Below are 24,910 nucleotides of genomic sequence, written 5' to 3' on the forward strand. Positions count from 1 at the left end.
TGTGGACCTCCGGCAGCAGCCCGTCGCCATCGTCGGCATGGCGGTCACCCTGCCCGGTGCCGCGGGCCTGGAAGAGTACTGGCACAACATCGTCACCGGTGTGGACGCCATCTCCGAAGTACCGCCGGGCCGTTGGGACCCGGCGGAGTACCGGCCCGACGCCGTCTACTGCCGGCGCGGCGGATTCGTCGACGGACGGCTCGCGGACTTCGACCCCGCCTCGTTCGGCATCATGCCGGGCTCCGTCGCGGGCACCGAACCCGACCAGCTGATCGCGCTGCACACCGCTGCTGCCGCGATCGCCGATGCGGGCGGTCTCACGGCGGTGGACCCAACACGGGTCGGCGTGGTGCTGGGGCGGGGCGGCTACCTGACCCCGGGGCTCGCGCGGCTCGACCAACGGGTCCGCACCGCCGGGCAGTTGGTGCATACGCTGCGGGAGCTGCTGCCCGGGCTCGGCGAGGGGCGGCTGGCCCAGGTCCGTACCGCCTTCGAGGAGGCCCTGGGGCCCGACAGTGCGGATGCGGCCATCGGGCTCGTCCCCAACTTCGCCGCCTCGCGCATCGCCAACCGGCTGGATCTGCGCGGCCCCGCGTACACGGTCGACGCGGCCTGCGCCTCCTCGCTGGTGGCCATCGGCCAGGCGGTGGCGGAACTGACGCGGGGCGACTGCGACATGATGCTCGCGGGGGGCGTGCACCACTGCCACGACGTGACCCTGTGGTCCGTGTTCGCCCGGCTGCGGGCGCTCTCCCCGACGCAGCGGATCCGGCCCTTCCACCGGGACGCCGACGGCGTGCTGATGGGCGAGGGCACCGGCGTGGTCGTCCTCAAGCGGCTCGCCGACGCGGTGCGCGACGGCGACCGGGTGTACGCGGTGGTGCGCGGCATCGGCATCGCCGGTGACGGGCGGGCCGCGACCCTGGTGAACCCCGACCCGGACGGCCAGGTCCGGGCCGTCCGGCGCGCCTGGGAGGAGGCCGGTGTCGACCCGGCGGCCCCCGGGGCGATCGGTCTGCTGGAGGCGCACGGCACGGGCACGCCGAACGGCGACGCGGCCGAAATCACCACGCTGCAGCGGGTGTTCGGGGCGCCGGGCAGCGCCCCGGACGCGGTGATCGGGTCGGTCAAGTCCATGATCGGGCACACGATGCCGGCGGCCGGCGCGGCCGGCATCGTCAAGGCCGCCCTGGCCCTCCATCACCAGGTGCTCCCGCCCACCCTGCACTGCGAGGACCCGCACCCGGAGCTCCTCGCCACCCGCTTCCGCCCGGCCGCCGCGGCCCGCCCCTGGGCGGCGGAGGTGCGGCGGGCCGGGGTGAACGCGTTCGGGTTCGGCGGCATCAATGCCCATGTGGTCCTCGAGGAGTTCGCGCCGTCGGCAAGGCCCCGGCGCACCGCGAAGCTGCGTGTCGCCGAACCCGAACCGGTCCTGCGGATCGCGGCGGAGAGCGTGGACGGGCTGCGCACGCTGCTGGAGACGGACGACGTGCGACTGCGCACCGGCGGACACACCGGGACCGGCGCCGTGCGCCTGGCCGTCGCGGCCCCCGGGGCCGAACGCCTCGCGCTGGCCCGGAAGGCGGTCGCACGCGGCCGGGCCTGGGGCGGGCGCCGGGACATCTGGTTCGCGCCGCGCCCGTTGCTGGGGCCGGCCGGCGGCGGGCGCACCGCCTTCCTCTTCCCGGGCCTGGAGGCCGGATTCGAGCCGCAGGGCGAGGACGTCGCCCGGCACTTCGGGCTGCCCCGTCCGCGCTGGCAGCAGGCCCGGGTGGGCCAGGTGGCCGAACACGGTGCCGCCGTCGTCGACACGGGACGGCTCCTGGCCGCCGCGCTGCGCCGAGCCGGTGTCGCCCCTGATGCGCTGGCCGGTCACAGCGTGGGCGAGTGGACGGCCATGGCCGTCGGCGGGATCTTCGCCGACGGCGAAGTGGACGCGTTCCTGCGGGACTTCGATCCCGCCGGGCTCCGCGTGCCGGGCCTGGTCTTCGCGGCGTTCGGAGCACCGGCCGCCCGGGTGGAGGCGGTGCTGGCCGGCGTTCCCGGAGTGGTGCTCTCGCACGACAACGCCCCGCACCAGTCCGTGGTCTGCGGCCCGGCGGACCGGGTGGCGAAGGTGAAGGAACTGCTGCGAGGCGAGGGTGTGCTCGGGCAGGAGCTCCCCTTCGAGTCGGGCTTCCACACGCCCATGCTGGAGCCCTATCTAGGGCCGATCCGGCAGGCGATGGGGCGCTTCACCGTGCACCGCCCTTCGGTGCCGGTCTGGTCGGCGACGATCTGCGCGCCGTTCCCCGGAGCGGAGGCGGACATCCGCGAACTGGCCGTGCGGCATCTCCTGGAGCCGGTCCGGTTCCGCGGGCTCGTCGACTCCCTCCACGCGGCCGGCTTCCGGGCCTTCGTCCAGGCCGGCCACGGTCAGTTGCCGGCCCTGGTCGCCGACATTCTCGCCGACCGGGACCACGTGGCGGTGTCGGCCGGCTCCGCAGGCGGTGACGGTCTCGGCGCGCTGCGGCGGGCCGTGGCGGGGCTGTGGGCGTACGGGGCGGAGCCCGACCTCGCCGCTCCGGGGCCGCGGCATGGCCGCGTCGTACAGCGAGGCGTACGACTCGGCCTGGACGCCGGACCGGTCGCTCTCGTGCCCGCCACCCGGGACCGGCTCCGCACGGCACTGCGCGACACCCCGGGGGCGGTCCCGTCCGGGGTCGGTCGACTGGACACCGTGGCCGAGCGGTTCCCGGCGGCGGCACAGCTGCGGGCGCTGCTCACCGAGACCGCCGATGCGGCGGCGACCGTCTTCACGGCGCTGGGTGCGCCCCGGGAGGCGACGGTCCGGGAGGCGACGGTCCGGGTGTCCCTCGCCACCATGCCCTACCTCGCCGACCATTGTTTCTACCGCCAGCGGCCGGACTGGCCGGATGCCGGCGACCGTTGGCCGGTGATGCCGGCGACGACCATGATCCAGCAGATGGCCGACGCGGCCGCCACGCCCGGCGGCACGCCGGTGGCCGTTCGCGACGCCCGGTTCCTCGCCTGGCTGGTCGCCGAGCCCGCCGTCGACGTCCCCCTGACGCTGCGCACCCTCCCGGACCGGCCGGGCCGCAGCGCCGTCGAACTGGGCCGGCACGCCCGCGCGGAGATCCGGACAGCGGCCACCTACCCGATGCCGCCGGCCCGTTGGCCCGTTCCGGACGGCGAGCGCACACCCGCCGTGTCGGCCCGGCAGATGTACGACGAGCGCTGGATGTTCCACGGGCCGCGGTTCCGGGGCGTCACCGCGATCACGGCGCTCGGCGCCCGGCACGTCAGGGGCATGCTCACCGCGCTGCCGTCCCCGGGCGCGCTTCTCGACAACGCCGGGCAGCTGCTCGGCTACTGGCTCATGGCCACCCACACCGACCGTACCGTCGTACTGCCGTCCCGGATCCGCGAGATGCGCTTCCACGGCCCGGCACCCGCCGTCGGCAGCACTCTCGACTGCCACGTCCGGATCAGCTCTCTCACCGAGACCCTGCTGGCGGCGGACATGCAGATCGGCCACGGCGGCACCGTCTGGTGCGAGATCCGCGGCTGGGAGGACCGCCGGTTCGACTCGCCGCCCGCCACCGAGGCCATCACGCGGTGGCCGGAGCACAGCACCGTGTCCGTCGCCCAACCGGGCGGCTGGCACCTGGCCTTCGACTACTGGCCCGATCCCGCCTCGCGCGAGCTGGCGATGCGCAACCTCCTGGGCGGTGCCGAACGGGAGGCCTACGCGGCCCGGGCACCGGAGGGCAGGCGGCAGTGGCTGCTCGGCCGGATCGCCGCGAAGGATGCCGTGCGCCGCCACTTGTGGCAGCACGGTGCGGGCCCGGTCTTCCCCGCCGAGATCCGGGTGCGCAACGAGGAGAGCGGCCGGCCGCACCCGGAAGGCGTGCACGGGAGGGAACTGCCGCCTCTCGACCTGTCCCTCGCCCATTGCCGGGAAGCCGCCGTCGCGCTCGTCCGGCCGGCCGGCACCGCGCCGGCCGGCATCGACATCGAGGAGATCACCGAGCGGCCGGCGGTGACCCACGATGCGGCTCTCACCGCCGACGAACGTGCGCTCCTCGGCCGACTCGGCGGCGGGGCCCCTGTCTTCACCCGGTTCTGGGCGGCCAAGGAGGCCGCGGCCAAGGCCGAGGGCACCGGACTGCAGGGCCGCCCACGGGACTTCACCGTCGGAAGCGCCGACGGCGGCCGGCTGACGGTCCGCGCACCCTCCGGCCGCCTTCACCGCGTGTCCTGGGCCGAGACCGGCAATCCGCCGGGCCTGCGGCCCCGCCAGTACGTCGTCGCGTGGACCGAGGACGACAGCCCGCACCCTCATCAGGAGAATCCCTCATGACCACCACCCCGGCTCCCCGGGCCGACGAAGCCGCTGTGCTCACCGAGCTCACCGAGGCGCTGCACCATGTGCTGCCCGAGATCGGGTTCGAGGACACGCCCGTCACCATGGACACCCGCTTCGTCGAGGACCTGGACCTGGAGTCGATCGACCTGGTCACCCTCACCGGTGAACTGGGGCGCCGGTACGGCGGCCACGTCGACTTCCCGGGCTTCTTCGCCTCGCTCGAACTGCCGGAGATCATCGGGCTGACCGTCGGGCAGGTCGTCCGCTACATCGCCGGCCGCCTGCGATGACGGCGGCCTGCCTCCCCCACCTGAACGTCGAACGCATCGGACCCGCCGGCCGGGAGACGGTCGTGCTGGTGCACGGCATCGCCACGGACAACCTGACCAGCTACTACTTCACCGTGGCCCCGGCGCTCGCGGCGGCCGGGTACAGCGTGATGATGTACGACCAGCGCGGCCACGGCCGCAGCGAACGCCCGCCCACCGGCTACCGGCTCGAACACTTCACCCAGGACCTCGCCGCCCTCCTCGACCGGCCGGACATCACCGGGCCGGTCCATCTCGTCGGGAACTCCTTCGGCGGCACCGTCGCCCTCGACTTCGCGCTGTGCCATCCCGACCGGATCGCCAGTGTCCTGGTCGTGGAGTCCGAACCGCCCACCGACGCGTGGGCCGCGAAGATGAGCGGCCTGCTCGCGGGCTCGGCACACCGGCTCCGCGACGAGCGCACGCTGCCCTGGATCGAGCGGACCTACGGCCGGCACGAGGCCCGGCTCGTCCGCTGGGCCACCCCGCTGCTGCACGGGACCACCATCGCCGAGGACATCGCGGCCAGCCGTATACCCGCCGAGGAACGCTGGCGCGATCTCGAAGTTCCCGTGTGCGCCGTGTACGGGGAGTACTCGGACCTCGCCGCCATGGCGCCCCGGCTGGAGCGCCTGCTGCCCGACTGCCGCACCCGGCAGGTCGCGGGCCACGGCCACTCCGTGCTCGTGGGCACCCCGCACACGGTCGGGCCGCTCATGCTCGACTGGGTCGGTACGGGCCATCGGGCGAAGGCCGCCCGGACATGAGCCGGTTCCTCTTCGTCGTCCCGCCGCTCGTGGGGCACATCAACCCGGCCGTCGCGGTCGCCGCGGAGCTCGGCGGGCGCGGCCACCAGGTGGCCTGGGCCGGGCTCCCCGGCATCGTCGGGGAGCTGGCGGGCCGCGCCGAGATCCATGCCTGCGACGTCCCCCGTGATCTGCAGCGGCCCCCCGGCCTCCGGGGCATGGCGGCACTGCGCTACCTGTGGCAGGACTTCCTCGCGCCGCTCGCCGGGGCCATGGCGCCCGGGGTGGAACGGGCCGTCGCCGCCTTCCGCCCGGACGTGATCGTCGCGGACCAGCAGGCGCTCGCCGGGGCCCTGGTGGCCGAGCGGCTGGGCATTCCGCATGCCACGTCCGCCACGACGTCCGCCGAGTTCTCCGCGGCCCTGGCCGGGATGCCGAAGGTGGAGGAATGGATCGGCCGGCAACTGGACGGCTTGCGCGCTGCGTTCGGCAACCCCCTGCAGACCCACGACTTCCGGTTCTCGCCGGATCTCGTCCTCGCCTTCACCACGCGCGCCCTGACCGGTGATTGCGCCGTACCCCCGCAGACCCGCTTCGTGGGCCCCGCTCTCGCCCACCGGGCCGTTCCGGCCCCCTTCCCGTGGGAGTGGCGGGACGGCGGCCGGCACACCGTCCTGGTCTCCCTGGGCACCGCCAACACCGGTCTCGGCGGGCACTTCCTCGCCGAGTGCGCGGCGGCCGTACGGGACCGGGCCCGGCGCGTCCAGGCCGTGATCGCCGACCCGGGCGGGGTGCTCGGCGGCGTCTCGGATCCCGACATCCTGACCATGCCGCGCGTTCCCCAACTTGCCCTGCTGTCCGGCATGTCGGCCGTCGTCTGCCACGCCGGGCACAACACCGTCGCCGAGTCGCTGCTGCACGGTGTGCCGTTGGTCGTCGCCCCCATCCGGGACGACCAGCCCGTCGTCGCCGCCCAGGTGGTGACGGCAGGGGCCGGGATCCGCGTCCGGTTCGGCCGGGGCGACCGCCGCACGATCGGCGCCGCACTGGATGCCGTGCTCGGCGATCCCCGGTACCGGGCCGCCGCCGAGCGCGTGCGCGAGTCCTTCCGCGCTGCGGGAGGCGCCGCCTCGGCAGCCACACACCTCGAAGCATTCGCCACCGGACAACAACGAGGACGGCCATGAACCAGACCCAGGAGATCGCCCGGCTCCGCACCGCCTACCAGAGCGAACTCGCCCTCGGCACCGACCGCTTCTTCGGGCCGAAGCGCACGGACTGCCCCTGGTGCGGTTCCTCACGGCTGCGGACCCGGCTGCGCACCGTCGATCTGCTCCAGCACAAGCCGGGCACCTTCGTGATCGACCAGTGCGGTGACTGTTCGCACTCCTTCCAGAACCCGCAACTGAGCACCCAGGGGCTGGACTTCCACTATCGGGACTTCTACGACGGACTGGGCGGGGACCGGGCCGAGCTGATCTTCGGCATCACGGGCAGCCGCAGGCGCTACTTTGCCGGCGCCCGTGCGCTCCTCCCGTTCGGTACGCCCCGGCGCTGGCTGGACGTCGGCACCGGGCACGGGTACTTCCCGCAAGTGGCCAGGACAGTCCATCCGGACACCGTCTTCGACGGCCTCGACATCAGCGAGGGCGTGGAGGAGGCCGAGCGCCACGGCCGGATCGACGCAGCGCACCGCGGCTTGCTGACCGACCTCGCGCCCGAGCTGGAAGGCACGTACGACACGGTCAGCATGTTCCACTACCTGGAGCACTCCCCCGACCCGCGCCGGGAACTGACCGCCGCCCGGACCGTGCTCGCTCCCGGCGGTCACCTGATCATCGAAGTTCCCGACCCCGACTGCGCGATGAGCAAGGTCCTCGGCCGCTGGTGGATGGGGTACTTCCAGCCTCAGCACGTACACCTCATGCCGTTCGGCAATCTGCGCCGCGAGCTGGAGTCGCTCGGCTACACCGTCGTGGCCGTCGACCGGCGGGAACCGCACATCCCGTTCGATCTCACCGGCGCACTGGCTCTCGCCTTTGGCCACTACGGGCCGCCCGCCGACGACCCGTGGCGGGCACAGCCGCCCACCCCGTTCCAGCGGTGGTGCCGTGCGCCTCTGCTCTTGTCGGCCGCCCCCTTTCTGCTCGGCCTGTGCTGCCTGGAGCGGCTCATCGCCCCGCTCGTCAGCCGTACCCGGTTCTCCAACGCCTACCGGATCCTGGCCCGCAAGGAGGCGGAATGACCGGCGAGTTCACCGGCCGCACGGCCCTGGTCACCGGAGGAGCGTCCGGCATCGGCCTGGCCGTCGCCCATCGTCTCGCGACCGGTGGAGCGGCCGTCGTGGTGGCCGACCGGAACACCGAGGCCGCGGCGGCCGCCGCCGCGGCACTCGCGGCGACCGGTGCCCGGTCCCACGCCCTCACCGTCGACGTCGCCGACCCCGGACAGGTCGAGCACGCGGTCCACACGGCGCAGGAGGTCTTCGGCGCCCTCCGGCTCGCCGTCAACTGCGCGGGCGTCGCCGGGCGGACGGCCCTCACCGGCGACCTCTCGCCCGAGGAGTGGCGCCGTGTCATCGACACCAATCTGACCGGGGTCTTCAACTCCCTGCGGTACGAGATCCCGGCGCTGCTCGCGGCGGGTGGCGGCGCGATCGTCAACATGGCATCGGTTCTCGGGACCAAGGGCTTCCTGGGCTCCGCCGCCTACACGGCGGCCAAACACGCGGTGATCGGGCTGACCAGGACGGCCGCGATCGAGTACGCGGCCCGGAACGTCCGCATCAACGCCGTCGGCCCCGGGTTCGTCGACACCCCGATGATCGCCGATGCCGGTGCGGGGGTGCGGAAGATGCTGGCATCCCTGCATCCGGCGGGACGGCTCGGTGCGCCCGAGGAAGTGGCGGAGCTGACGGCCTTCCTGCTGTCGGACCGGGCGTCCTTCCTGCACGGCGGCCTCCATCCGGTGGACGGCGGTTACGGGGCCCGCTAGGCGAACTGCAAACGCGTCACCGCCGGGGAGACGGACCGGAAGAGCGGCACCAGGTGCTGGTACCGGATCCACCGGCCCGTCATCCCGCGGCCGCGCGGCATGGTGAGTGCCTTCACCTCCGCGATGCGCGGGTGCACCTCGTACAGCCTGCGGCGTTCGCCGGGTGCCATCGACCAGTGCATCGGCGGGATGGTCAGCCTCCCGATGCGGATCCTTCCCTCACGGGTCAGCCGGGTCATCCAGCGGGGCATCGAGTCCAGCACCATGGCTCCGCCCGGCAACCGCTCGGCACACGCGGCGATGATGCCCCTCACTTCCTCGGGGCGCAGGTACATCATCAGTGCCTGCGCGGTGACGATGACGCCCTTCTCCGGGGCCTCGATCTCGTCCAGCCAGCCCAGGTCGGCGGCGGACCGGGCGAGGATCCGCACCCGTGGATGTTCCGGCAACAACTCGCCCCGCAGCGCCGCAGCCTCGGGAAGCTCGACGCCGATCCAGCGCAGCCGTCCGTTGTCGACGCGCCAGAAGCCGGTTTCCAGACCCTCGCCGAGCGCGACGACGGTCGCCTCGGGATGCCGGTCCGTGTACTGCCGGACGGCTCGGTCGAAGGTGAGCGAACGCAGTCCTTGCACTTGGGAGAAGAGCGGGTGGGGAGGGCCCAGCCGTTGCTCGAAGGGGTAGTCGAGGGCCCGGACCAGTTCCCCCGCCATCGGGTCGTCCAGTACCGGATCGGTGTGCTGTGCTTCGCAGGCCCGGTTCCACAGGGTCCACAGCAGGGTCTCCGGCAGGCCGGTCAGCTCGGGCTTGACAGTCGTCACGCCACGGACTCTAGGGAATACGGCCGGTGTCCGGAGACGTCGGGCCGGATCTTCACTCCAACTGCTGAGGGCCGGAGGGCGGTTGCGCCGCTCCGGCCCCCGGCGGTCGTGCCGTCAGGCACCCGCCGCGTAGACGTCCTCCACGTACCGTCCCGCATCGGTCAGTTCGCGCAGCCAGGCGTCCGCCGCCCCCGCGTCGACGTCCGTCTTGCGTGCGCACAGGTCGCGCAGGGCCGCCCGGACGCCGGGGGCCATGCGGCTGCCGTCACCGCAGACGTACACCTTCGCGCCGGACTTCAGGAGCTCCCACAGCTCGTCGCCTTCCGCGGCCATGCGGTGCTGGACGAACGGGCCGTGGTCCTCCCGGGGTCGGTGACTGAACGCCGGGCGCACCGAGACCGGGGCGGCCTGCAGTTCGGCCGCGTGCAGGAAGTCCGCGTCGGGGTCGTCGCAGCCGAAGTACAGCAGGGCGGGGGCGAGTTCGGTGCCGGTTGCCGCCGCGGCGGCCCGGTCGGCGACCGCGCCGCGGAAGGGGGCCAGGCCCGTGCCGGCGGCCACCATGATCACCGGTGCCGGGTCGGCGGGGTCGATGCGGAACGCCTCCCGGCACGGCTGGATGCGGGCGAGGACGGTGTCGCCGGGGCGGACGCGGCAGAGGTGGCCCGAGCCCGTGCCCGTGCGGGCCGGGGTCTCCAGCAGCGAGACCATGAGGTCGGCGTGGCGGGGATCGCGTGCCGGTGACGAGGAGATGGAGTAGTGCCGCGGCCGCAGCGGGGGCAGCAGGTCGAGCAGGTCCGCTGCGCCGAGCGTGCCGCGCAGGGCGGGGTGGGCCTCGATCAGGTCCAGCACGGTGCGCGGGTCGTCGTCGGGTATCGCGCGCAGGGCGGCCTGTTCGGGCGGGCAGGGGTTGTGCGCGGCCAGGGCCTCGCGCTGCCGGGAGGTGGGCCGATGCTGCAACTCGACGTAGTGCGTGAGGAGTTCACGTACCGTCAGCGGCCGGTCGACGGGGAGGGTGTCCCGTCCCGGGACGCGGGGCCGGATGGCGAGCACCGTGTCCGGGTCCAGGCCGAAGAGGTCCGCTGCGCGGTCCACGAGCCGCGGTTCGTTGGCGGGGAGGACGGTCAGGTGGTCCGCCGTGCGGTACTCCACATCGTCGGGGAGGGCCAGCCGCACGAAGCGCTTGGTGCGCGGGTGGGCGGGGTCGGTGAGCTCGTACGCCTCGGTGACGGTCATGGGCTGCATGCCGTGCCGGGCGGCGAGTGCGGTGAGCGGTCCGCCGGTGACCTCGGTGACGGTGTAGGCGGGGCCGTCGGGCTCGACGTCCGGCTCCCCGGCGGCGGCCGACGGGTCGCCGTAGCGTTCCAGGAGTACGGTGCGCAGCGCGCGCGTGAACCCCTCGACGGTGCCGTTGAGATCGCCCGAGGCATCCGCCTCCGCGCGGGGCAGCAGGCGGGTGCCCCCGAGGGCGGCGAGCCGTTCGTCGAGCAGGGTGGGGACGCGCTGGTACGTGGCGGCCCAGTTGCGGTCGCCGACGCCGAGGACGGCGTACGGGACTCCGTCGGCGGCGCCCGGCTCCGCGGCTTCGGCGGCCCAGCGGACGAATGCCGACGCGTCGTCCGTGGGGCGGCCGTTGTAGGAGGCGGCGACGAGTACGACGGGCATGTCCGTGGGGAGTCCGTCCGCGTACGCGTCCAGCGGGGCCAGTGTCGTGGTGCAGCCCAGGCGTTCGGCTCCGTCGGCGAGGCCGCTGGCCAGGTCGCGGCAGGTGCCGTAGTTGGAGCCGTGCAGGACCAGCAGCCCGGTGCCCTGCCGGACGCGGCCGGGCGGCACAGCGGACGCGGACACGGACTCCGCGGCCGGCCGCGGAGCCGCGCGGCGGGCCGGGGTGCGGCGGGCGAGCGTGAGCGTGAAGCCGTCCGGCTTGAGGGTGAGGGTCTCCTTGACGCGCAGCCGGTAGCCGGTGTGGTCGATGAGGCGGTAGCGGTGGACGATGAGGCCGAGCAGCATGGTGGCCTCGTGCAGCGCGAACTGCCGCCCGATGCAGGCGCGTTCGCCGGTGCCGAAGGGCTTGAAGGCGTGCACCGGGCGGGCGGCCTCCGCCTCGGGGTCGAAGCGTGCGGGGTCGAAGAGTTCGGGGTTGTCGCCCCAGACCGGGTCGCGGTGCAGCATCGGAGTGAGGACGGAGACACCCTCCCCCGCGCGCAGCAGATAGCGGCCGCCGAGCAGGGTGTCCTCCCGGGCCTCGCGGCTGAAGGCGGCCGCCGTGGGCCACAGCCGCAGGGCCTCCAGGAGGACCTGGCGTATCCAGCGCAGCCGTCCGACGTCCTCGAACGTCGGCTCGGGGTCCTCCGTGCCGCCCCACAGCTCGTCGGTCTCCTGCTGGGCCAGGCGCAGGGCGACGGGGTTCTTGAGGAGGTGGTGGAGCGCGAAGGACAGGGCGCCGGAGGTGGTTTCGTGACCGGCGATGAGGAACGTGATGACCTGGTGGCGGATATTGGCCGCGTCGAGGGAGGTGCCGTCCGGGTGCACCGCGCCGAGCATCAGCCCGAGGAGGTCGTCGGTGCGGGTGTCGCCGGAGGCGGTGCGGGCGGCGATGACCTCGTCCACGACACCGGCGAGGAAGTCGGCGTCGGCGCGGAAGGCCTCGTCCTGCACGGTGAAGTCGCCGTCGGGGTCACGCCCCAGCCGGGTCATGCTCCAGTCCAGGCAGCGCACCATGGCCCCGACGAAGGGGTGCGGCTCGGCGCGGGCGAAGGACTCGAAGTCGTAGCCGAACCCGGCCAGTCCGATGGTGTCGAGCGTCATCCGGGTCATGTCCTCGGCGACATCGACCGGGCTGCCGGCCGCGAGCCGGGCGTCCCAGGAGTCGGTCAGACGGCGGGCGACCCGCAGCATGGCCGGGTGGTAGGCGCGCATCGAGCCGAGGGCGAAGGCGGGCATCAGGATGTCGTGCGCCCTGGCCCAGTTGGGCTCGTCGTTGTAGGCGGTGAAGAGTCCGTCGGCGGTGAACTCGCGGACGTTCTCCAGCGCCGGGCCGACATGCTTGGTGAAGCGCTCCTCGTCGCACAGCTCGGCGACCAGGTCGAGGGAGGAGACGAAGAGCCGCTCGCCGCCGTGCAGCCGGCGCCGGAAGACGGGTCCGTGCCGCCGGGCCAGTCGCATGACCTGTTGCATCGGGGTGTCGGTGGCGCCCACGGCGGAGACGTCCACCGTCGGAACAGCCGCAAGAGCCTCGGTCGTTCGGTTCATACAGCAAGGGTGGGTGCCCCGGGGCCGGACCGCGGGGCCGGGGACTGCATGATTGTGCAGTGAAAGCACGGCGCGTCGCTCTTGCGCACGGGCGCGGCATGGGCAAGGGGGGCGGATGCCGGTGGACGAGGACCATGAACACGATGACCGCAGTGCCGAGTGGTTCGCGTGGCGCAACCACTTCCTGGCACTGCTCGACCGGCTCCCGGTGCCGATCGCGGTCTGCCGGGCGGACGGTGAGATCACGGTGGCGAACCCGGCCATGGCGGCCGAGTGGGGAACGGTCCCCGGCCGGCTGCGCGGCCGCAACCTGCTGGACCTCTTCGTGCCCCAGGACAGCACCCAGCTCCGGCGGCTGACCGAGGCCCTGCGCCTGGGCCGCCGCTCCCGCTACGCCTTCGAGGTGCGCTGGCCGACGGGCCGGGACGGCGCCGAGCGGGCGGGCGACCTGCTGGTGGACCTGGTCGGGGAGGCCTCGCCCACGGCCTATCCGATGCTGCTCGCGGTGCTGCGGGTCCGGGCCGACGTGCCGCCGCCCGCCCCGGAACCGGCGGCATGCGTGAGCGAGGTGGAGGGCCGCATCCTCGCCCTGGCGGCCACCGGGGCCACGACGGCCGCGATCGGCAAGGCGGTCGGGCTGACCGTCGACGGCGTCAACTACCACCTCAGCCGTCTCACACGCCGCTGGCGGGTGCCGAACCGTACGGCCCTGGTGGCCAAGGCGTACGTCCTCGGGGTGCTCGCTCCCGACCGGTGGCCGCCCGCGGCTCAGGCGGCGCGCGGCGGGTGACGCAGCACGCAGTCCCCGCACGTGCCCCCGCCCGAGGGCACGCGGTAGTAGAGGCAGCACGTGCGGCGGACGAAGCCGCGGGCGGTGAACGTCCCGGTGTCCCGCAGCAGCGGGTCCTCGAAGAGCCCGCGCGCCAGGGCGAGCGCGCGCTCCCCGTCCGCCACGCGCCCCTGTTGCATGCACCACGTGTGCAGCACACGCAGTGAACCGGCCAGCGACGAGCCGGCGTTGCCCCACAGCAGCTGCGAGGAGACGGGGACGAGGGCGCGGGTGGTGTCGTGCAGCGGAACGAGGAGGCCGTGCAGCACGGCGGGCGCGATCCGGGAGGGCGGCAGCGGTGCCGGGTCGGGCAGCCGCAGGTCGTCGGGGGCGGTGCCGGCCGGATCCCACTGCACCGGTGCGAGGTCGGGGATCTCCCCGGTGAGCACGGCGGCCCCGAGGGCGACGGACAACAGCCGCCCGGCGATGCCCTGGTAGGCGACGGAGGCGGCAACGCGGCGGTCGTCGGTGCCGAGCCGGTCGCCGACGAGGCGGATCCGGTGACGCAGGGCGTCACCGGAGAGGAGGGGGAAGCCGCCCCCGGCGGAGGTCAGGCCGAAGAAGGGGCCTATGTCGGCGAGCCGGTGAAGACGCATGGCAGCAGTGTCCCAGGGTGGGCTCCGCGCCAGGGGCGCGGGGAACTGCGCGAGCAACCATGACGCGCCCGCAGGTGACGTACCCGGGGCTGCGCCCCGGACCCCCCGGGGTTGTGCGTCGACTGCGGGCCGGTGGGGGCCGATCGCGCAGTTCCCGGCGCCCCTGACGGGGCGCCGTGGTGCCGCATAAGTGAGCAGCCCCGCGCCCCTGACGGGGCGCACCCCTGCGGGGTGCTAAACGACCCGCGGCACCACGCAATCCACCAGAAACGGCCCCGGCTCCGCCAACCCCCGTTCCAGGAGCGCCCCGAACTCGTCTGCCGTGGCCGCCCGCGCAGCGGGAACGCCCATTCCCTCCGCCAGCGCCGCGAAGTCCAGCGGCGGCCGGGAGAGGTCGAACAGGGCGCCGCCCCGTTCGCCGCCGCCCGCCTGCCGCAGTTCCATGCCGAGCACCGCGTAGGCCCGGTTGTCGAAGACGACCGTCGTCACGTTCAGCCCCTCCCGCGCCTGGGTCCACAGCGCCTGGAGCGTGTACATGGCGCTGCCGTCGGACTCCAGGCACAGCACCGGCCGGTCCGGGCAGGCGAGGGCCGCGCCCGTCGCGACCGGGAGGCCCTGGCCGATGGCTCCGCCGGTGAGGGCGAGCCAGTCGTGCCGGGGCGCTCCGGCCGTGGCGGCCGGGAGCCAGAGGCCCGAGGTGTTGGCCTCGTCCACGACGATCGCGCCCTCGGGCAGCAGCGCGCCGACGGCCTGGGCGGCGGACTCGGCGGTGAGCGCGCCCGTGGGCCGGCCGGGCCGCTCGGGGCGCGGGAGTTCGGGAGCGGCGGGCGCGCCGATCCCTTCCAGCTGTCCGGCCAGCCACTCCAGCGCGTCGGCCGGTGATCCCACGCCCTTGCCGAGCAACTGGTGGACGTCGCACCCCTCCGGCACGAGGTCGCTGGCCCTGTGGGGGTACGCGAAGAAGCTGACGGGCGAGGCGGCGCCCGCGAGCACCAGGTGCCGGGCGCCGGCGAGCTGGGCGTCGGCCGTCTCGGGGAGGTAGCCGAGCCGCTCGATCTCCGGCAGTCCGCCGCCCCGTTCGAGCCGGGCGGGGAACGTCTCGCACAGCAGCCGGGCCCCGGTGGCCGCGGCGATGCGGGCGGCGGCGCGCAGTCCCCGTTCCCGGGTGGCGTCGCCGCCGAGCAGGATGACGGTCGGCTCGCCGGTGGCGAGCACGAACGCGATACGGTCCTCCCCGGCATCGGGGAACGTGCCCGGCCCGGCCGGTACCGCCTCCTGCGGCGGGGTGTGCTCCCAGGTCACGTCGGCGGGCACGATGAGCGTGGCGACCTGGCCCTCCTCGGCGCGGGCGACGGCCTCGGCGACGTCGGAGCCCAGGGCGGCCACGTCGCGGGTGCGGCGCACCCAGCCGGAGACGGCGCCGGCGAGCGCGTCGATGTCGGATTCGAGCGGGCTGTCGTAGGGCTTGTGCAGCAGCGCATGGTCGCCGACGACGTTGACCACGGGGGTGCGGGCCCGGCGGGCGTTGTGGAGGTTGGCGAGGCCGTTGGCCAGGCCGGGGCCGAGGTGCAGGAGCGTGCAGGCGGGGCGGCCGGTCATCCGCCCGTAGCCGTCGGCGGCGCCCGTGGCCACGCCTTCGAAGAGGCAGAGGACGGGCCGCATGCCGGGCACCCGGTCCAGGGCGGCGACGGTGTGCATCTCCGAGGTGCCGGGGTTGGTGAAGCACACGTCGACTCCGTTGTCGAGGAGTGCCTGCAGAAGGGTGTGGGCGCCGTTCACCGAAGGGGGCATGGCGTCAGTCTGACGGCACGCCGGTTCCCGGGGAAGCGACACCGGACCACCACGCCCACCATCCGACGCATCCTTGACACCCCGTACCGCCCACGCGAGCCTCTGCCCGACAACCCGAGAGCCCGACGTCGACGTCGACGCACATCCGAGGGGCGTGGACCATGAGATGCACCGGAAGGACGCGGCTGCGCGCGGGCGCCGCCGCGCTCGCCCTCGCGGCAGCGCTGGGCGGCACCGCACTCGTACCACCCCAGGCCCGGGCGGAGAGCCGGCTCACGGACCTGGTGAACCCGTTCATCGGCACCGAGAACGAGGGCAACACCTTTCCCGGGGCGGCCGTCCCGTTCGGCATGGTGCAGTTCTCCCCGGACACCGGGCACGACACCGGCTACGACTACAAGGACGGTCATATCCGCGGTTTCAGCACCGTGCACCTGTCCGGCGTCGGCTGCCGCCTCGGCGGCGACCTGCCGGTGCTGCCCACCACGGGCGACGTGACGCAGACCGACAACGCCCGGTACGCGGCCGGGTTCAGCCACCGCGACGAGACCGCGAGACCCGGCTACTACAAGGTCAAGCTGAACAGCGGCATCACCGCCGAACTGACGGCGACCGCCCGCACCGGGCGGCAGCGCTACACCTTCCCGGCCACCGGCAAGGCCAACGTCCTGTTCGACGCGGGGCAGTCGCTGCACCGGACGGTCTCCAGCTCCGTACAGGTCGTCGACGACCGCACGGTGCGCACCACCATCACCGGCCGCGGTTTCTGCCAGGACACCAAGCCGTACACCGTCTACACCCTCACCCGCTTCGACCGGCCCTTCACCGCCTACGGGACGTGGAAGGACGACCGGGTGAGCACCGGCACCCGGGCCTCCAGCTCCCCCGGCCGCAACGGCGCCTGGGTCCGCTTCGACACCACGCGGAACCGCACGGTCGAGGCGTCCACGGCCGTCAGCTACGTCGACGCGAACGGCGCCGAGCGCAACCTCCGTGCGGAGGAGGGGAGTTTCGACCGCATCGCCGACGCGGCACGCGACGCGTGGGAGCGGCGGCTGTCCGACGTGGGCGTGCAGGGCGGCAGCCGCACGCTGCGCCGCACCTTCTACTCCTCGCTCTACCGGTCCTTCCTCTCCCCCAACGTCGGCAGCGACACCGACGGCCGCTACACCGGCTGGGACCAGCGGGTCCACCAGGCCAAGGGCTTCACGTACTACCAGAACTGGTCGCTGTGGGACACCTATCGCACACAGGCGCAGCTGCTGTCGCTGCTCGCGCCGCACGAGGCGCGGGACATGGCGCTGTCGGTGCTGCGGATCGACGCGGAGAGCGGCTGGCTGCCCAAGTGGGGTTACGGGACGGTCGAGACGAACATCATGACCGGTGACCCGGTGACCCCTTATCTCACCAACGCCTTCGAGCAGGGCCTGCTGACGGGCCATGAGGAGGAGGCGTACCGGGCGCTGAAGAAGAACGCGGACGGGGTGCCCCCGGCGTCGTCCCCGGCGGTGGGGCGCGAGGGCAACGCGCAGTACATCAGGGACGGTTACGTGCCGTACCTGCCCGACCGGCAGCAACAGAAGCCCGGCGACTCGGACTTCCGGCAGGGCGCCTCGGCGACCCTGGAGTACGCGGTGGCGGACGGTGCACTGTCCCGGATGGCCCGGGCGCTGGGGCACCGCGCGGATGCCGACCGCTATGCGGCCCGGTCCCGCAACTACCGCAAGATCTTCGACCGCAGCACCGGTTTCTTCCGTCCCCGCGATGCCAAGGGCGCGTTCACCGGTTCCGCCGACCCGGCGAAGAGCCCGGGGTTCCACGAGGGCACGGCCTGGCAGTACCAGTGGCTGGTGCCGCAGGACCTGCCGGGCATGATGGAGCTGATCGGCGGCCGGGACGCCGCGGACCGGCGGCTGGACTCCTTCTTCGCCTACGACCAGCTGCTGCGGGACCCGGAGCGCACCGCGCGCGAGGTGTGGGTCAACGGCCCGTACGACTACTACAACGCCGACAAGTACAACCCGCAGAACGAGCCGGACCTGATCGCCCCGTACACCTATCTCGCCACCGGGCGGCCGTGGAAGACGACGGACGTGGTGCACGCGGCGCTGACCCTGTTCACCGACACCCCGACGGGGATGACCGGCAACGACGACCTGGGCACGATGTCGGCGTGGATGGTGCTGTCGTCGATCGGGGTGTTCCCGGTGCAGCCCGGGACGGACGTGTGGGGGCTGAGCACGCCGGTGTTCGACCGTGTGGACCTGCGGCTGGACCGGAACTGGTATCCGCACGGGCGGTTCACGGTGACCGCGCAGGGCACCTCGGACCGGGACCGGTACGTACGGTCCGTGCAGCTCGACGGGCGCGGGCTGGACCGTACGTATCTGACGACGGCGGCCCTCAAGGGCGGTGAGCGGCTGGACTTCACGGTCGGCCCGGAACCGTCCGGATGGGGTACGGGCGTGCGGGCCGGGGCACCCGCCATCGGCTGATCCGCCGGTCCGGCGCGGGGCGGCGTCTTCCGTCGCCGCCCCCCGCTCGGCGATGATGAGCGATCCCCGTCAGGGTCGACGAGAGGACAACGCATGGCCGGGCTCCGGGTGGGCGAGGGAATCCTGCGGCGCAAGCCCATCGAGACGATCGAGGAAGCCGAGTCGGCCGAGGCGGTGGGGCCGGCGCTGAACCGTTCCCTCGGGCTGTGGCAGCTGACCGCGATCGGGGTCGGCGGCATCATCGGCGCCGGCATCTTCAGCCTCGCGGGCACCATCGCCAACGGCGTGGCGGGCCCTGCGGTGCTGGTGTCCTTCCTGATCGCGGGAGTTGCGAGCGCTGCGGCGGCCTTCTCCTACGCGGAGTTCGCGGGCCTGATCCCGCGGGCTGGCTCCGCCTACACCTACGGGTATGCCGTGCTCGGCGAGATCGGCGGCTGGTTCATCGGCTGGGACCTGCTGCTGGAGTACACGGCGATCGTGGCCGTCGTGGCGATCGGCATCTCGGGGTACATCAACTTCCTGCTCGGGGAGACCCATGCGCACCTGCCGGTGTGGATGCTGGGGGCGCCGGGGACGGGGCACGGGCACCGGATGGACCTGTTCGCGGCGGTGCTGTGCCTGCTGATCGCCTATCTGCTCACGCTGGGGATCAAGAGCGCGGCACGGTTCGAGACGATTGTGGTGGGGCTGAAGGTCCTTGTGGTGCTGCTGGTGATCGGCGTCGGCTTCTTCCACATCAAAACCGCGCACTACACACCCTTCTTCCCCTTCGGGCTCAGCGGTGCGTTCACGGGTGCGGCCACCGTCTTCTTCGCGGTGTTCGGCTACGACGCCATGTCGACGGCGGCCGAGGAGTCCAAGGACGCCCAGCGCCATATGCCGCGGGCGATCCTGTACTCGCTGGGCATCTCGATGGTGCTGTATGTGCTGGCCTGCCTGGTGCTGACGGGCATGCAGGACTACCGGAGCATCGACAAGGCGAGCGGCTTCTCCACGGCGTTCAAGTCCGTGGGCCTGAGCGGGATCGCGGACGTCATCGCGGTCGGCGCGATCATCGGCATCCTCACGGTGATGTTCACGTTCATGCTCGGCGTGACGCGCGTGTGGTTCGCGATGAGCCGGGACGGGCTGCTGCCGCGCTGGTTCGCCAAGACGCACCCGACGCGGCACGTACCGACGCGGGTGACATGGATCGTGGGCGCCGGATCGGCGCTGATCGCGGGCTTCGTACCGATCGGCCAGGCCGCGGAGCTGACCAACATCGGCATCCTGCTGGCCTTCGCCGTGGTGTGCACCGCCGTGATCGTGCTGCGCTACAAGCAGCCCGAACTGCCGCGCAGCTTCCGCTGCCCGTGGGTACCGGTCGTGCCCGGCATCGGGGTGGCCGCCTCGATCTGGCTCATCACGTACCTCGCGTGGGAGACGTGGGTGCGGTTCGCGGTGTGGTTCGTCATCGGCCTGGCCGTCTACTTCACCTACTCCTACAAGCACTCGGAGCTGGCGACGGCGGACGCCAGGGGCGTCCCGCAGGCATAGCGGGCAACGCCCCGTAAGGGGCGCGGGGAACTGCGCGACAAGCCCCCACCGGCCCGCAGTCGAGGACGCCCGCTACTTGAGCAAGCGGGACAACCGCCGGTCGGCCAAGGGCTTCCCGCCCGTCTGACAGGTGGGGCAGTACTGCAGGGACGAGTCGCTGAAGGACACCTCCCGGATGGTGTCGCCGCAGACCGGGCAGGGCTCCCCGGTGCGGCCGTGCACCCGGAGGCCGCTCTTCTTCTCCGTCTTCAACTCGGCGGCCGCGTGCCCGCGGGCGCGCTCGACGGCCTCCCGCAGGGTCGTGCCGAGCACCTCGTAAAGGGCGGCGGTCTCGGCATCGGTCAGGCTCGCGGCGAGCTTGAAGGGGGACATCCGGGCCGCGTGCAGGATCTCGTCGGAGTACGCGTTGCCGATGCCGGCCACGACGCTCTGGTCGCGCAGCACCCCCTTGATCTGCCGGCGCTCGCCGCGCAGCAGTCCGGCGAAGACGTCCGGGGTGAAGCCCGGGTCGAGCGGATCGGGGCCGAGCCGGGCGATGCCGGGCACGTCGGAGGCGGCGTGGACGCAGTAGGCGGCGAGCCGCTTCCGGGTGCCGGCCTCGGTGAGGTCGAAACCCGCGCCGTCCGCCAGCCGCACCCGCAGGGCGAGCGGCCCCTTGCCGGGGCGCGGCGGGGTGGCGGGCACCTGCTCGTGCCAGCGCAGCCAGCCGGCCCGGGCGAGGTGGACGACCAGGTGGGGGCCGCCGTGGGTGGCGATGTCGAGGAACTTGCCGTGCCGTCGCACGGCGGCGACCGTGCGCCCTTCGAGGGCGCTCGGCGGAGGGTCGTAGGTCTTGAGGACGCTCACGGCCACGGGCAGGACGCGCTCGACGGTCCGGCCCGCGAGCCGCGAGCCCAGCCACTCGACAAGGGCCTCGACCTCGGGCAATTCCGGCATAACATAAGTTTAGCGGCACCCCCCGCGCCCGAAGGGGCGCGGGGAACCGCGCGATCGACCAAGAACAACCCGCACTCAGTCGGGCACCGCCACCAGCACATGGGACTTGGGGGTCCCGGCAACCGAAATACCCCGCACCTCCCGCAATCGCAACCCGGCGGAGGCCAGCAGCGCCTCGTGCTCCGCACGGGTCCGCTCCCGCCCCCCGATGAGCATCATCGTCAGGTCCGCACACTTGCCCATGTCGAACCCGGGTTCCCCGGACACCACCTGCTCGAAGAGCAGAAGCCGCGCATCGTCCCGCATCACGGCGCGTACCGTCCGCAGGATCCGCGCCGCCCGTTCGTCCGGCCAGTTGTGCAGGCACCGGGCGATGACGTACGCGTCGTGGTCCTCGGGCGCCGTCTCGAAGAAGCTGCCCTCCGCGAGGGTGCAGCGGTCGGCGACCCCCGCGGCCGCCAGCCGCTCCCGGGCGGCCGCGAGGGCCTCGGAGCGTTCCAGCAGGGTGGCCCGCAGGGCCGGATCGTGCTGCAGGACGAGCTCCACCAGGGCGCCGTCCCCGCCGCCGAGGTCGGCGAGCGAGCCGATGTCCTCGAACACCCCGTCCGCCAGGGCCGCCCGGATCAGCAGCGGGAGGCTGCGGGCGAGGGCGTCGTAGAACACCTTGCCGACGGCCGGGTCCCGCTCCAGGTGGGCGAAGAAGGGCATGCCGTAGACCTTCTCGGCGGCCGGCTGCCCGGTGCGCACGGTGTGCAGCAGCTCCGCGTGCCAGGGGCGGAAGATCTCGTGGTGGAGTTCGAGGAACGGGGCGAGCGGGCTCGCGGAGTCCGAGCGCAGCTGCCGTCCGACGTCGTTGAGCGCGAAGTGCCCCGCAGGGCCCTCGGCGAACACGCCGAGGGCGGCGAGGGTGCGCAGCAGCCGGGCCAGGGCCCCGGGATCGGCGCCGACCTCGGCGGCGATCTCCTGGGCGGGGCGCGGGAGTTCGGTCAGGCGGTCGGCGATGCCGAGCCTGACGGCCGCGTGGCCGGCGTGTGCGGTCCAGACGCCGGTGACGACCCGTGCCAGCAGCTGGGCGGCCGCCTGCCGTTCCCGGCCGTGGGCCGGCCGGTCGGCCGCGCTCACCGGGGTGTGCCCGGGAGGGGCGGCGTAGTGGCGCCGCGCTCGCGGGTCTTCGCCAGGAAGTCCGCGACGTCGGACATGTCGTCGGTGAACTCGCCGGCGATGAGGCCCGAGACGAGGGTGACGAAGTCGATGTGGGCGGGCATCTCGGCGGCGGGGTCGAAGATCTGCTGGGCCTCGTCGTAGTAGTCCTCGCGGCGCTTGCTCTGGTCGTAGAAGGCGCGTACGAAGTCGAGGATGCCGTCGAGGAAACGGCGGTAGCCCCGCTCGTACTGCTCCAGCACGGCGTCGGCGGAGGCGGGGTCGTCCAGGAGGGCCGTGACGGTGTCGGCGGCGGTGGAGCCGCCGCGCAGGGCGAGGGTGACACCGGTGGAGAGCAGCGGGTCGACGAAGGCCGCGGCGTCGCCGACGGCGATCCAGCCGGGGCCGTGGAGCCGCCGCAGGTGGTAGGACCAGTCCTTGGTCGTGCGGTGGCCGCTGACCCGGGTCGCGCTCTTCATCAGGCCGGCGACCCCGCGCGAGCCCTCGACGCGGTCGGCGAAGAGCTGCTCGGGGCTTGTGCCGGAGGCGGCGAGCAGGGCGGTCTGTGTGACGTGGCCGATGCTGGTGGTGCCGTCGCCGAGCGGGATGAACCACAGCCAGCCGTCGGGGACGTGCTCGACGAGGATGTTGCCGGCCTCCCGGCCGGGCAGCGTCTCGCAGCCCTGGTAGTAGGCCCAGACGGCGATGTTGCGCAGGTCCTCGTGCCACTCGGTGATCCCGAAGTGGCGGCCCAGCCAGCGCTGTTGGCCACTCGCGTCGACGACGACCCGGGCCCGTGCCTCCAGGGTCCGCGCGGTGCCGCGGCGCTGGTAGCGGACGCCGTCGAGGCGTTCCCCGGTGAAGAGCGGTTCCTTGACGACCGCCTCCTCGACGACATCCGCGCCCAGGGTGCGGGCGTGGGCGAGCAGCAGGGCGTCGAAGTCGGCGCGGCGCACCTGGTAGGCGTACGGGTACGGGCCGCCGTCCTCGAAGGAGAAGCTCCACGACGGGCGGCCCTTGCCCCATACGAGGCTGCCGCCGTATTTCCTGGTGAAGCCCATGGCGTCGAGCTTGTCGCGCAGGCCGAGCCGGTCGAGGGTGGGCCACACGCCGGGGATGAGGGATTCGCCGATGTGGTAGCGGGGGAACTTCTCGCGCTCCAGGACGAGCACGCTGCGCCCTCCCTGGGCCAGCAGTCCTGCGGTGGACGCTCCGGCGGGGCCGCCGCCGACCACGATGACGTCGTACACGGTGGCGGGTTCGTCATTCATGCGTCGTTCCTCCTTCGGCGACGTGGCTGTAGACCACGTCGTAGGCGCACTGCCTGCCCTGGGTGAGTTCGCCGATGGGTGCGAAGTGCGGGGCCACGGCGGGGTCGCGGACCATCGCCTCGAAGTCCTCGCGCCGGTCCCACTGGGTGTAGTCCACGACCTGGTAGCCGTCGGTGCTGCGGTGGACGTTGCCCGAGATGTAGCCGGGGCGGTGGCGGATCAGCTCCTCGTGGGCCTTGACGATGAGATCCACGAGACGCTGCTGGTCACGTGGCTTTGTCGGGAACACGTTGATGAACGTTGCGAGTTGAGCTCCGGTCGAGATCTCGGCCATCTTCCGCCGCCCCTCCGTTCGCGCCTCTTGCGCTGTCACCCCCAGTATGTAGAGTCTGTCATTGAGTAAGTCAATGGATGGTCCCGTAAAGCAACTGCCCGAGGGGAACAGACAGATGACCGTGAACTCCGGCCGCCCGGATCCCCGGGCCGCCACCCGCCTGCGCGAACTGGGCATGAGCCTGGGCTTCGCCGGCGCCCTGCGCGCCGCCGTCCGGCTGCACGTCCCCGACGCCATCGGCGACAAGCCCTGCACCGCCGAGGAGTTGGCGCCCCGCATCGGCGCCCACGCCGGCACCCTGGAGCGCCTGCTGAGGGCGCTGTCGGTGCACGGCGTCCTCGAGGAGCTGGACGAGCGCCGCTTCGGCCACACCGAACTGTCCCGGCTGCTGCGCGAGGACGAGCCCGGCGGCATGCGCTTCATCGTCCTGTGGGCCACCGCCCCTTGGACCTGGGAGGCCTGGCCCCGCCTGGAGGAGGCGGTGCGCACCGGGGAGAACGTCTTCGAGCCCCTCTACGGGCGGGACTTCTTCGGCTACCTCGCCGAGGACGACCCCGAGGCCGCGCAGACCTTCGACCGGGCCATGACGCAGTCCAGCCGCATCACCTCGGCCCCGGTCGCCGACGCCCTCGACCTGACCGGCGTCACCGGCGTGGTCGACATCGGCGGCGGGCAGGGCCACCTGCTCAGGACCCTGATGAAGCGTCACCCTGCCGTGCACGGCACGCTGTTCGACCTGCCCACCGTGGTGCCGGGCGCCCTGGAGGGGCTGCGCGAGCTGGAGCGGGCCGGGCGCTGCACGATCACCGGCGGCGACTGCCGCGAGACCCTGCCCGACGGCCTGGACCTGTACATCTTCAAGAACGTCCTGGAGTGGGACGACGAGAGCACGCTGGCCGCCCTGCGCAACGTGGTGACCCACGGCGGCCCGGGCGCGCGGGTCTCCCTCGTGCAGAACCTGATCGAGGACAGCTCCGAGATCAAGGTGACCACGGCCATGGACCTCTTCCTGCTGCTCAACGTGGGCGGCAAGAAGCACACCGCGGCCGGGCTCGCCGCCCTGTTCGACCGCGCGGGCCTGCGCTTCGACGGCTACCGCCCGGTGCCCGGCACCAGCCTGCACGTGGTCGAGGGCGGCGTGCCGCGGCCCGGGGAGGAGAGGGCATGAGCCCGGCCGCCGAGGGGCGCCTGCGGATCCTGTTCCTCGTCCGCGTCGAGGACGGCGGCGAGGAGGACTTCCGCAAGGCCTACGAGCAGATCCGGTGGACGGTCGCCGCGGCCGACGGCCACATCGCCGACGAGCTCTGCCAGTCGACGGTGGAGCCGCACGAGTGGCTGATCACCAGCGAATGGGAGTCGGCCGCCCACTACGCGGCCTGGGCCCGCCACGAGGGCCACCGCGATCTCGCGGCCCCCGTCGTCGCCACCACCAGCAGCCGCATCCACAAACCGTTCGCCGTGCGCAGTCTGACCACGCGCGCCGGCGGACGGCAGTGAA

19 protein-coding genes are annotated in these 24,910 nt (G+C 73.1%); 11 read left to right on the forward strand and 8 right to left on the reverse strand.

The window, feature by feature from the left end; all coding sequences use genetic code 11:
- Window positions 1–37: 37 nt before the first annotated feature.
- Genes HG542_RS04650 through HG542_RS04675 form a run of 6 tightly spaced genes read left to right on the forward strand, consistent with a single transcriptional unit; the run spans window position 38 to window position 8,417 of the window.
- On the forward strand, window positions 38–4,363 hold the full coding sequence (locus tag HG542_RS04650) for a beta-ketoacyl synthase N-terminal-like domain-containing protein (protein ID WP_176606248.1): 4,326 nt from the start codon (window positions 38–40) through the stop codon (window positions 4,361–4,363).
- Window positions 4,360–4,659, forward strand: a complete 300-nt coding sequence (locus tag HG542_RS04655) for an acyl carrier protein (RefSeq protein ID WP_171078740.1) — start codon at window positions 4,360–4,362, stop codon at window positions 4,657–4,659. The genes HG542_RS04650 and HG542_RS04655 overlap by 4 nt, the downstream gene beginning before the upstream one ends.
- Complete coding sequence (locus tag HG542_RS04660) at window positions 4,656–5,444, forward strand: alpha/beta fold hydrolase (protein ID WP_171078741.1); 789 nt, start codon at window positions 4,656–4,658, stop codon at window positions 5,442–5,444. The genes HG542_RS04655 and HG542_RS04660 overlap by 4 nt, the downstream gene beginning before the upstream one ends.
- Window positions 5,441–6,610, forward strand: a complete 1,170-nt coding sequence (locus HG542_RS04665) for a glycosyltransferase (RefSeq protein WP_171078742.1) — start codon at window positions 5,441–5,443, stop codon at window positions 6,608–6,610. Before HG542_RS04660 ends, HG542_RS04665 begins: the two co-directional genes overlap by 4 nt.
- A complete protein-coding gene (locus tag HG542_RS04670; protein ID WP_171078743.1) occupies window positions 6,607–7,668 on the forward strand; it encodes a class I SAM-dependent methyltransferase in 1,062 nt (353 codons plus the stop codon). Before HG542_RS04665 ends, HG542_RS04670 begins: the two co-directional genes overlap by 4 nt.
- The gene (locus tag HG542_RS04675) at window positions 7,665–8,417 is read left to right on the forward strand and encodes an SDR family NAD(P)-dependent oxidoreductase (RefSeq protein WP_171078744.1); all 753 of its coding nucleotides are present in this window, start codon (window positions 7,665–7,667) and stop codon (window positions 8,415–8,417) included. The genes HG542_RS04670 and HG542_RS04675 overlap by 4 nt, the downstream gene beginning before the upstream one ends.
- Here the strand turns inward: HG542_RS04675 and HG542_RS04680 are convergent.
- Window positions 8,414–9,235 (reverse strand): class I SAM-dependent methyltransferase, encoded by an 822-nt coding sequence (locus HG542_RS04680; RefSeq protein ID WP_171078745.1) that lies wholly within the window; start codon window positions 9,233–9,235, stop codon window positions 8,414–8,416. The two genes, HG542_RS04675 and HG542_RS04680, sit on opposite strands and share 4 nt — an antisense overlap.
- Before the next feature lie 114 nt (window positions 9,236–9,349).
- Entirely contained in the window at window positions 9,350–12,484 is a 3,135-nt protein-coding gene (locus HG542_RS04685; protein ID WP_171078746.1) for a cytochrome P450, read from the reverse strand.
- A 115-nt stretch (window positions 12,485–12,599) separates the two neighbouring features.
- Between HG542_RS04685 and HG542_RS04690 the strand changes: the two genes are divergently transcribed.
- A complete protein-coding gene (locus HG542_RS04690; protein WP_171078747.1) occupies window positions 12,600–13,274 on the forward strand; it encodes a PAS domain-containing protein in 675 nt (224 codons plus the stop codon).
- Here the strand turns inward: HG542_RS04690 and HG542_RS04695 are convergent.
- A complete protein-coding gene (locus tag HG542_RS04695) occupies window positions 13,253–13,909 on the reverse strand; it encodes a (2Fe-2S)-binding protein (RefSeq protein ID WP_171078748.1) in 657 nt (218 codons plus the stop codon). The genes HG542_RS04690 and HG542_RS04695 overlap by 22 nt on opposite strands.
- 234 nt (window positions 13,910–14,143) lie before the next feature.
- Window positions 14,144–15,700 carry an acetolactate synthase large subunit gene (locus tag HG542_RS04700; RefSeq protein ID WP_176606240.1) on the reverse strand — a complete coding sequence of 519 codons (1,557 nt, stop codon included), beginning with the start codon at window positions 15,698–15,700 and terminating at the stop codon, window positions 14,144–14,146.
- Between the two features lie 161 nt (window positions 15,701–15,861).
- Between HG542_RS04700 and HG542_RS04705 the strand changes: the two genes are divergently transcribed.
- Both HG542_RS04705 and HG542_RS04710 read left to right on the forward strand, forming a co-directional pair.
- A complete protein-coding gene (locus HG542_RS04705) occupies window positions 15,862–18,195 on the forward strand; it encodes a GH92 family glycosyl hydrolase (RefSeq protein ID WP_171078749.1) in 2,334 nt (777 codons plus the stop codon).
- A 93-nt stretch (window positions 18,196–18,288) separates the two neighbouring features.
- Window positions 18,289–19,731, forward strand: coding sequence for an amino acid permease (locus tag HG542_RS04710; protein ID WP_171078750.1), 1,443 nt, complete (start codon window positions 18,289–18,291; stop codon window positions 19,729–19,731).
- Window positions 19,732–19,803: 72 nt separating this feature from the next.
- On the opposite strand, the gene HG542_RS04715 is transcribed toward HG542_RS04710, so the two are convergent.
- The 4 genes from HG542_RS04715 to HG542_RS04730 all read right to left on the reverse strand — a co-directional run bounded on the left by HG542_RS04715 (window position 19,804) and on the right by HG542_RS04730 (window position 23,412).
- On the reverse strand, window positions 19,804–20,667 hold the full coding sequence (locus HG542_RS04715) for an Fpg/Nei family DNA glycosylase (protein ID WP_171078751.1): 864 nt from the start codon (window positions 20,665–20,667) through the stop codon (window positions 19,804–19,806).
- A 75-nt stretch (window positions 20,668–20,742) separates the two neighbouring features.
- The gene (locus HG542_RS04720; RefSeq protein ID WP_171078752.1) at window positions 20,743–21,789 is read right to left on the reverse strand and encodes a methyltransferase; all 1,047 of its coding nucleotides are present in this window, start codon (window positions 21,787–21,789) and stop codon (window positions 20,743–20,745) included.
- Window positions 21,786–23,078 carry an NAD(P)/FAD-dependent oxidoreductase gene (locus HG542_RS04725; RefSeq protein ID WP_171078753.1) on the reverse strand — a complete coding sequence of 431 codons (1,293 nt, stop codon included), beginning with the start codon at window positions 23,076–23,078 and terminating at the stop codon, window positions 21,786–21,788. Before HG542_RS04725 ends, HG542_RS04720 begins: the two co-directional genes overlap by 4 nt.
- Window positions 23,071–23,412: an antibiotic biosynthesis monooxygenase family protein gene (locus HG542_RS04730; RefSeq protein ID WP_171078754.1), complete on the reverse strand. Its 342-nt coding sequence runs from the start codon at window positions 23,410–23,412 to the stop codon at window positions 23,071–23,073. The genes HG542_RS04725 and HG542_RS04730 overlap by 8 nt, the downstream gene beginning before the upstream one ends.
- Before the next feature lie 115 nt (window positions 23,413–23,527).
- Here HG542_RS04730 and HG542_RS04735 point away from each other — a divergent pair, with 115 nt between their 5' ends.
- Window positions 23,528–24,580, forward strand: a complete 1,053-nt coding sequence (locus tag HG542_RS04735) for a methyltransferase (RefSeq protein WP_171078755.1) — start codon at window positions 23,528–23,530, stop codon at window positions 24,578–24,580.
- Window positions 24,577–24,909 (forward strand): antibiotic biosynthesis monooxygenase family protein, encoded by a 333-nt coding sequence (locus HG542_RS04740; RefSeq protein ID WP_171078756.1) that lies wholly within the window; start codon window positions 24,577–24,579, stop codon window positions 24,907–24,909. The genes HG542_RS04735 and HG542_RS04740 overlap by 4 nt, the downstream gene beginning before the upstream one ends.
- Window position 24,910: the final 1 nt, after the last annotated feature.

Source organism: Streptomyces morookaense, from assembly GCF_013030945.1.
Lineage (GTDB): Bacteria > Actinomycetota > Actinomycetes > Streptomycetales > Streptomycetaceae > Streptomyces > Streptomyces morookaensis.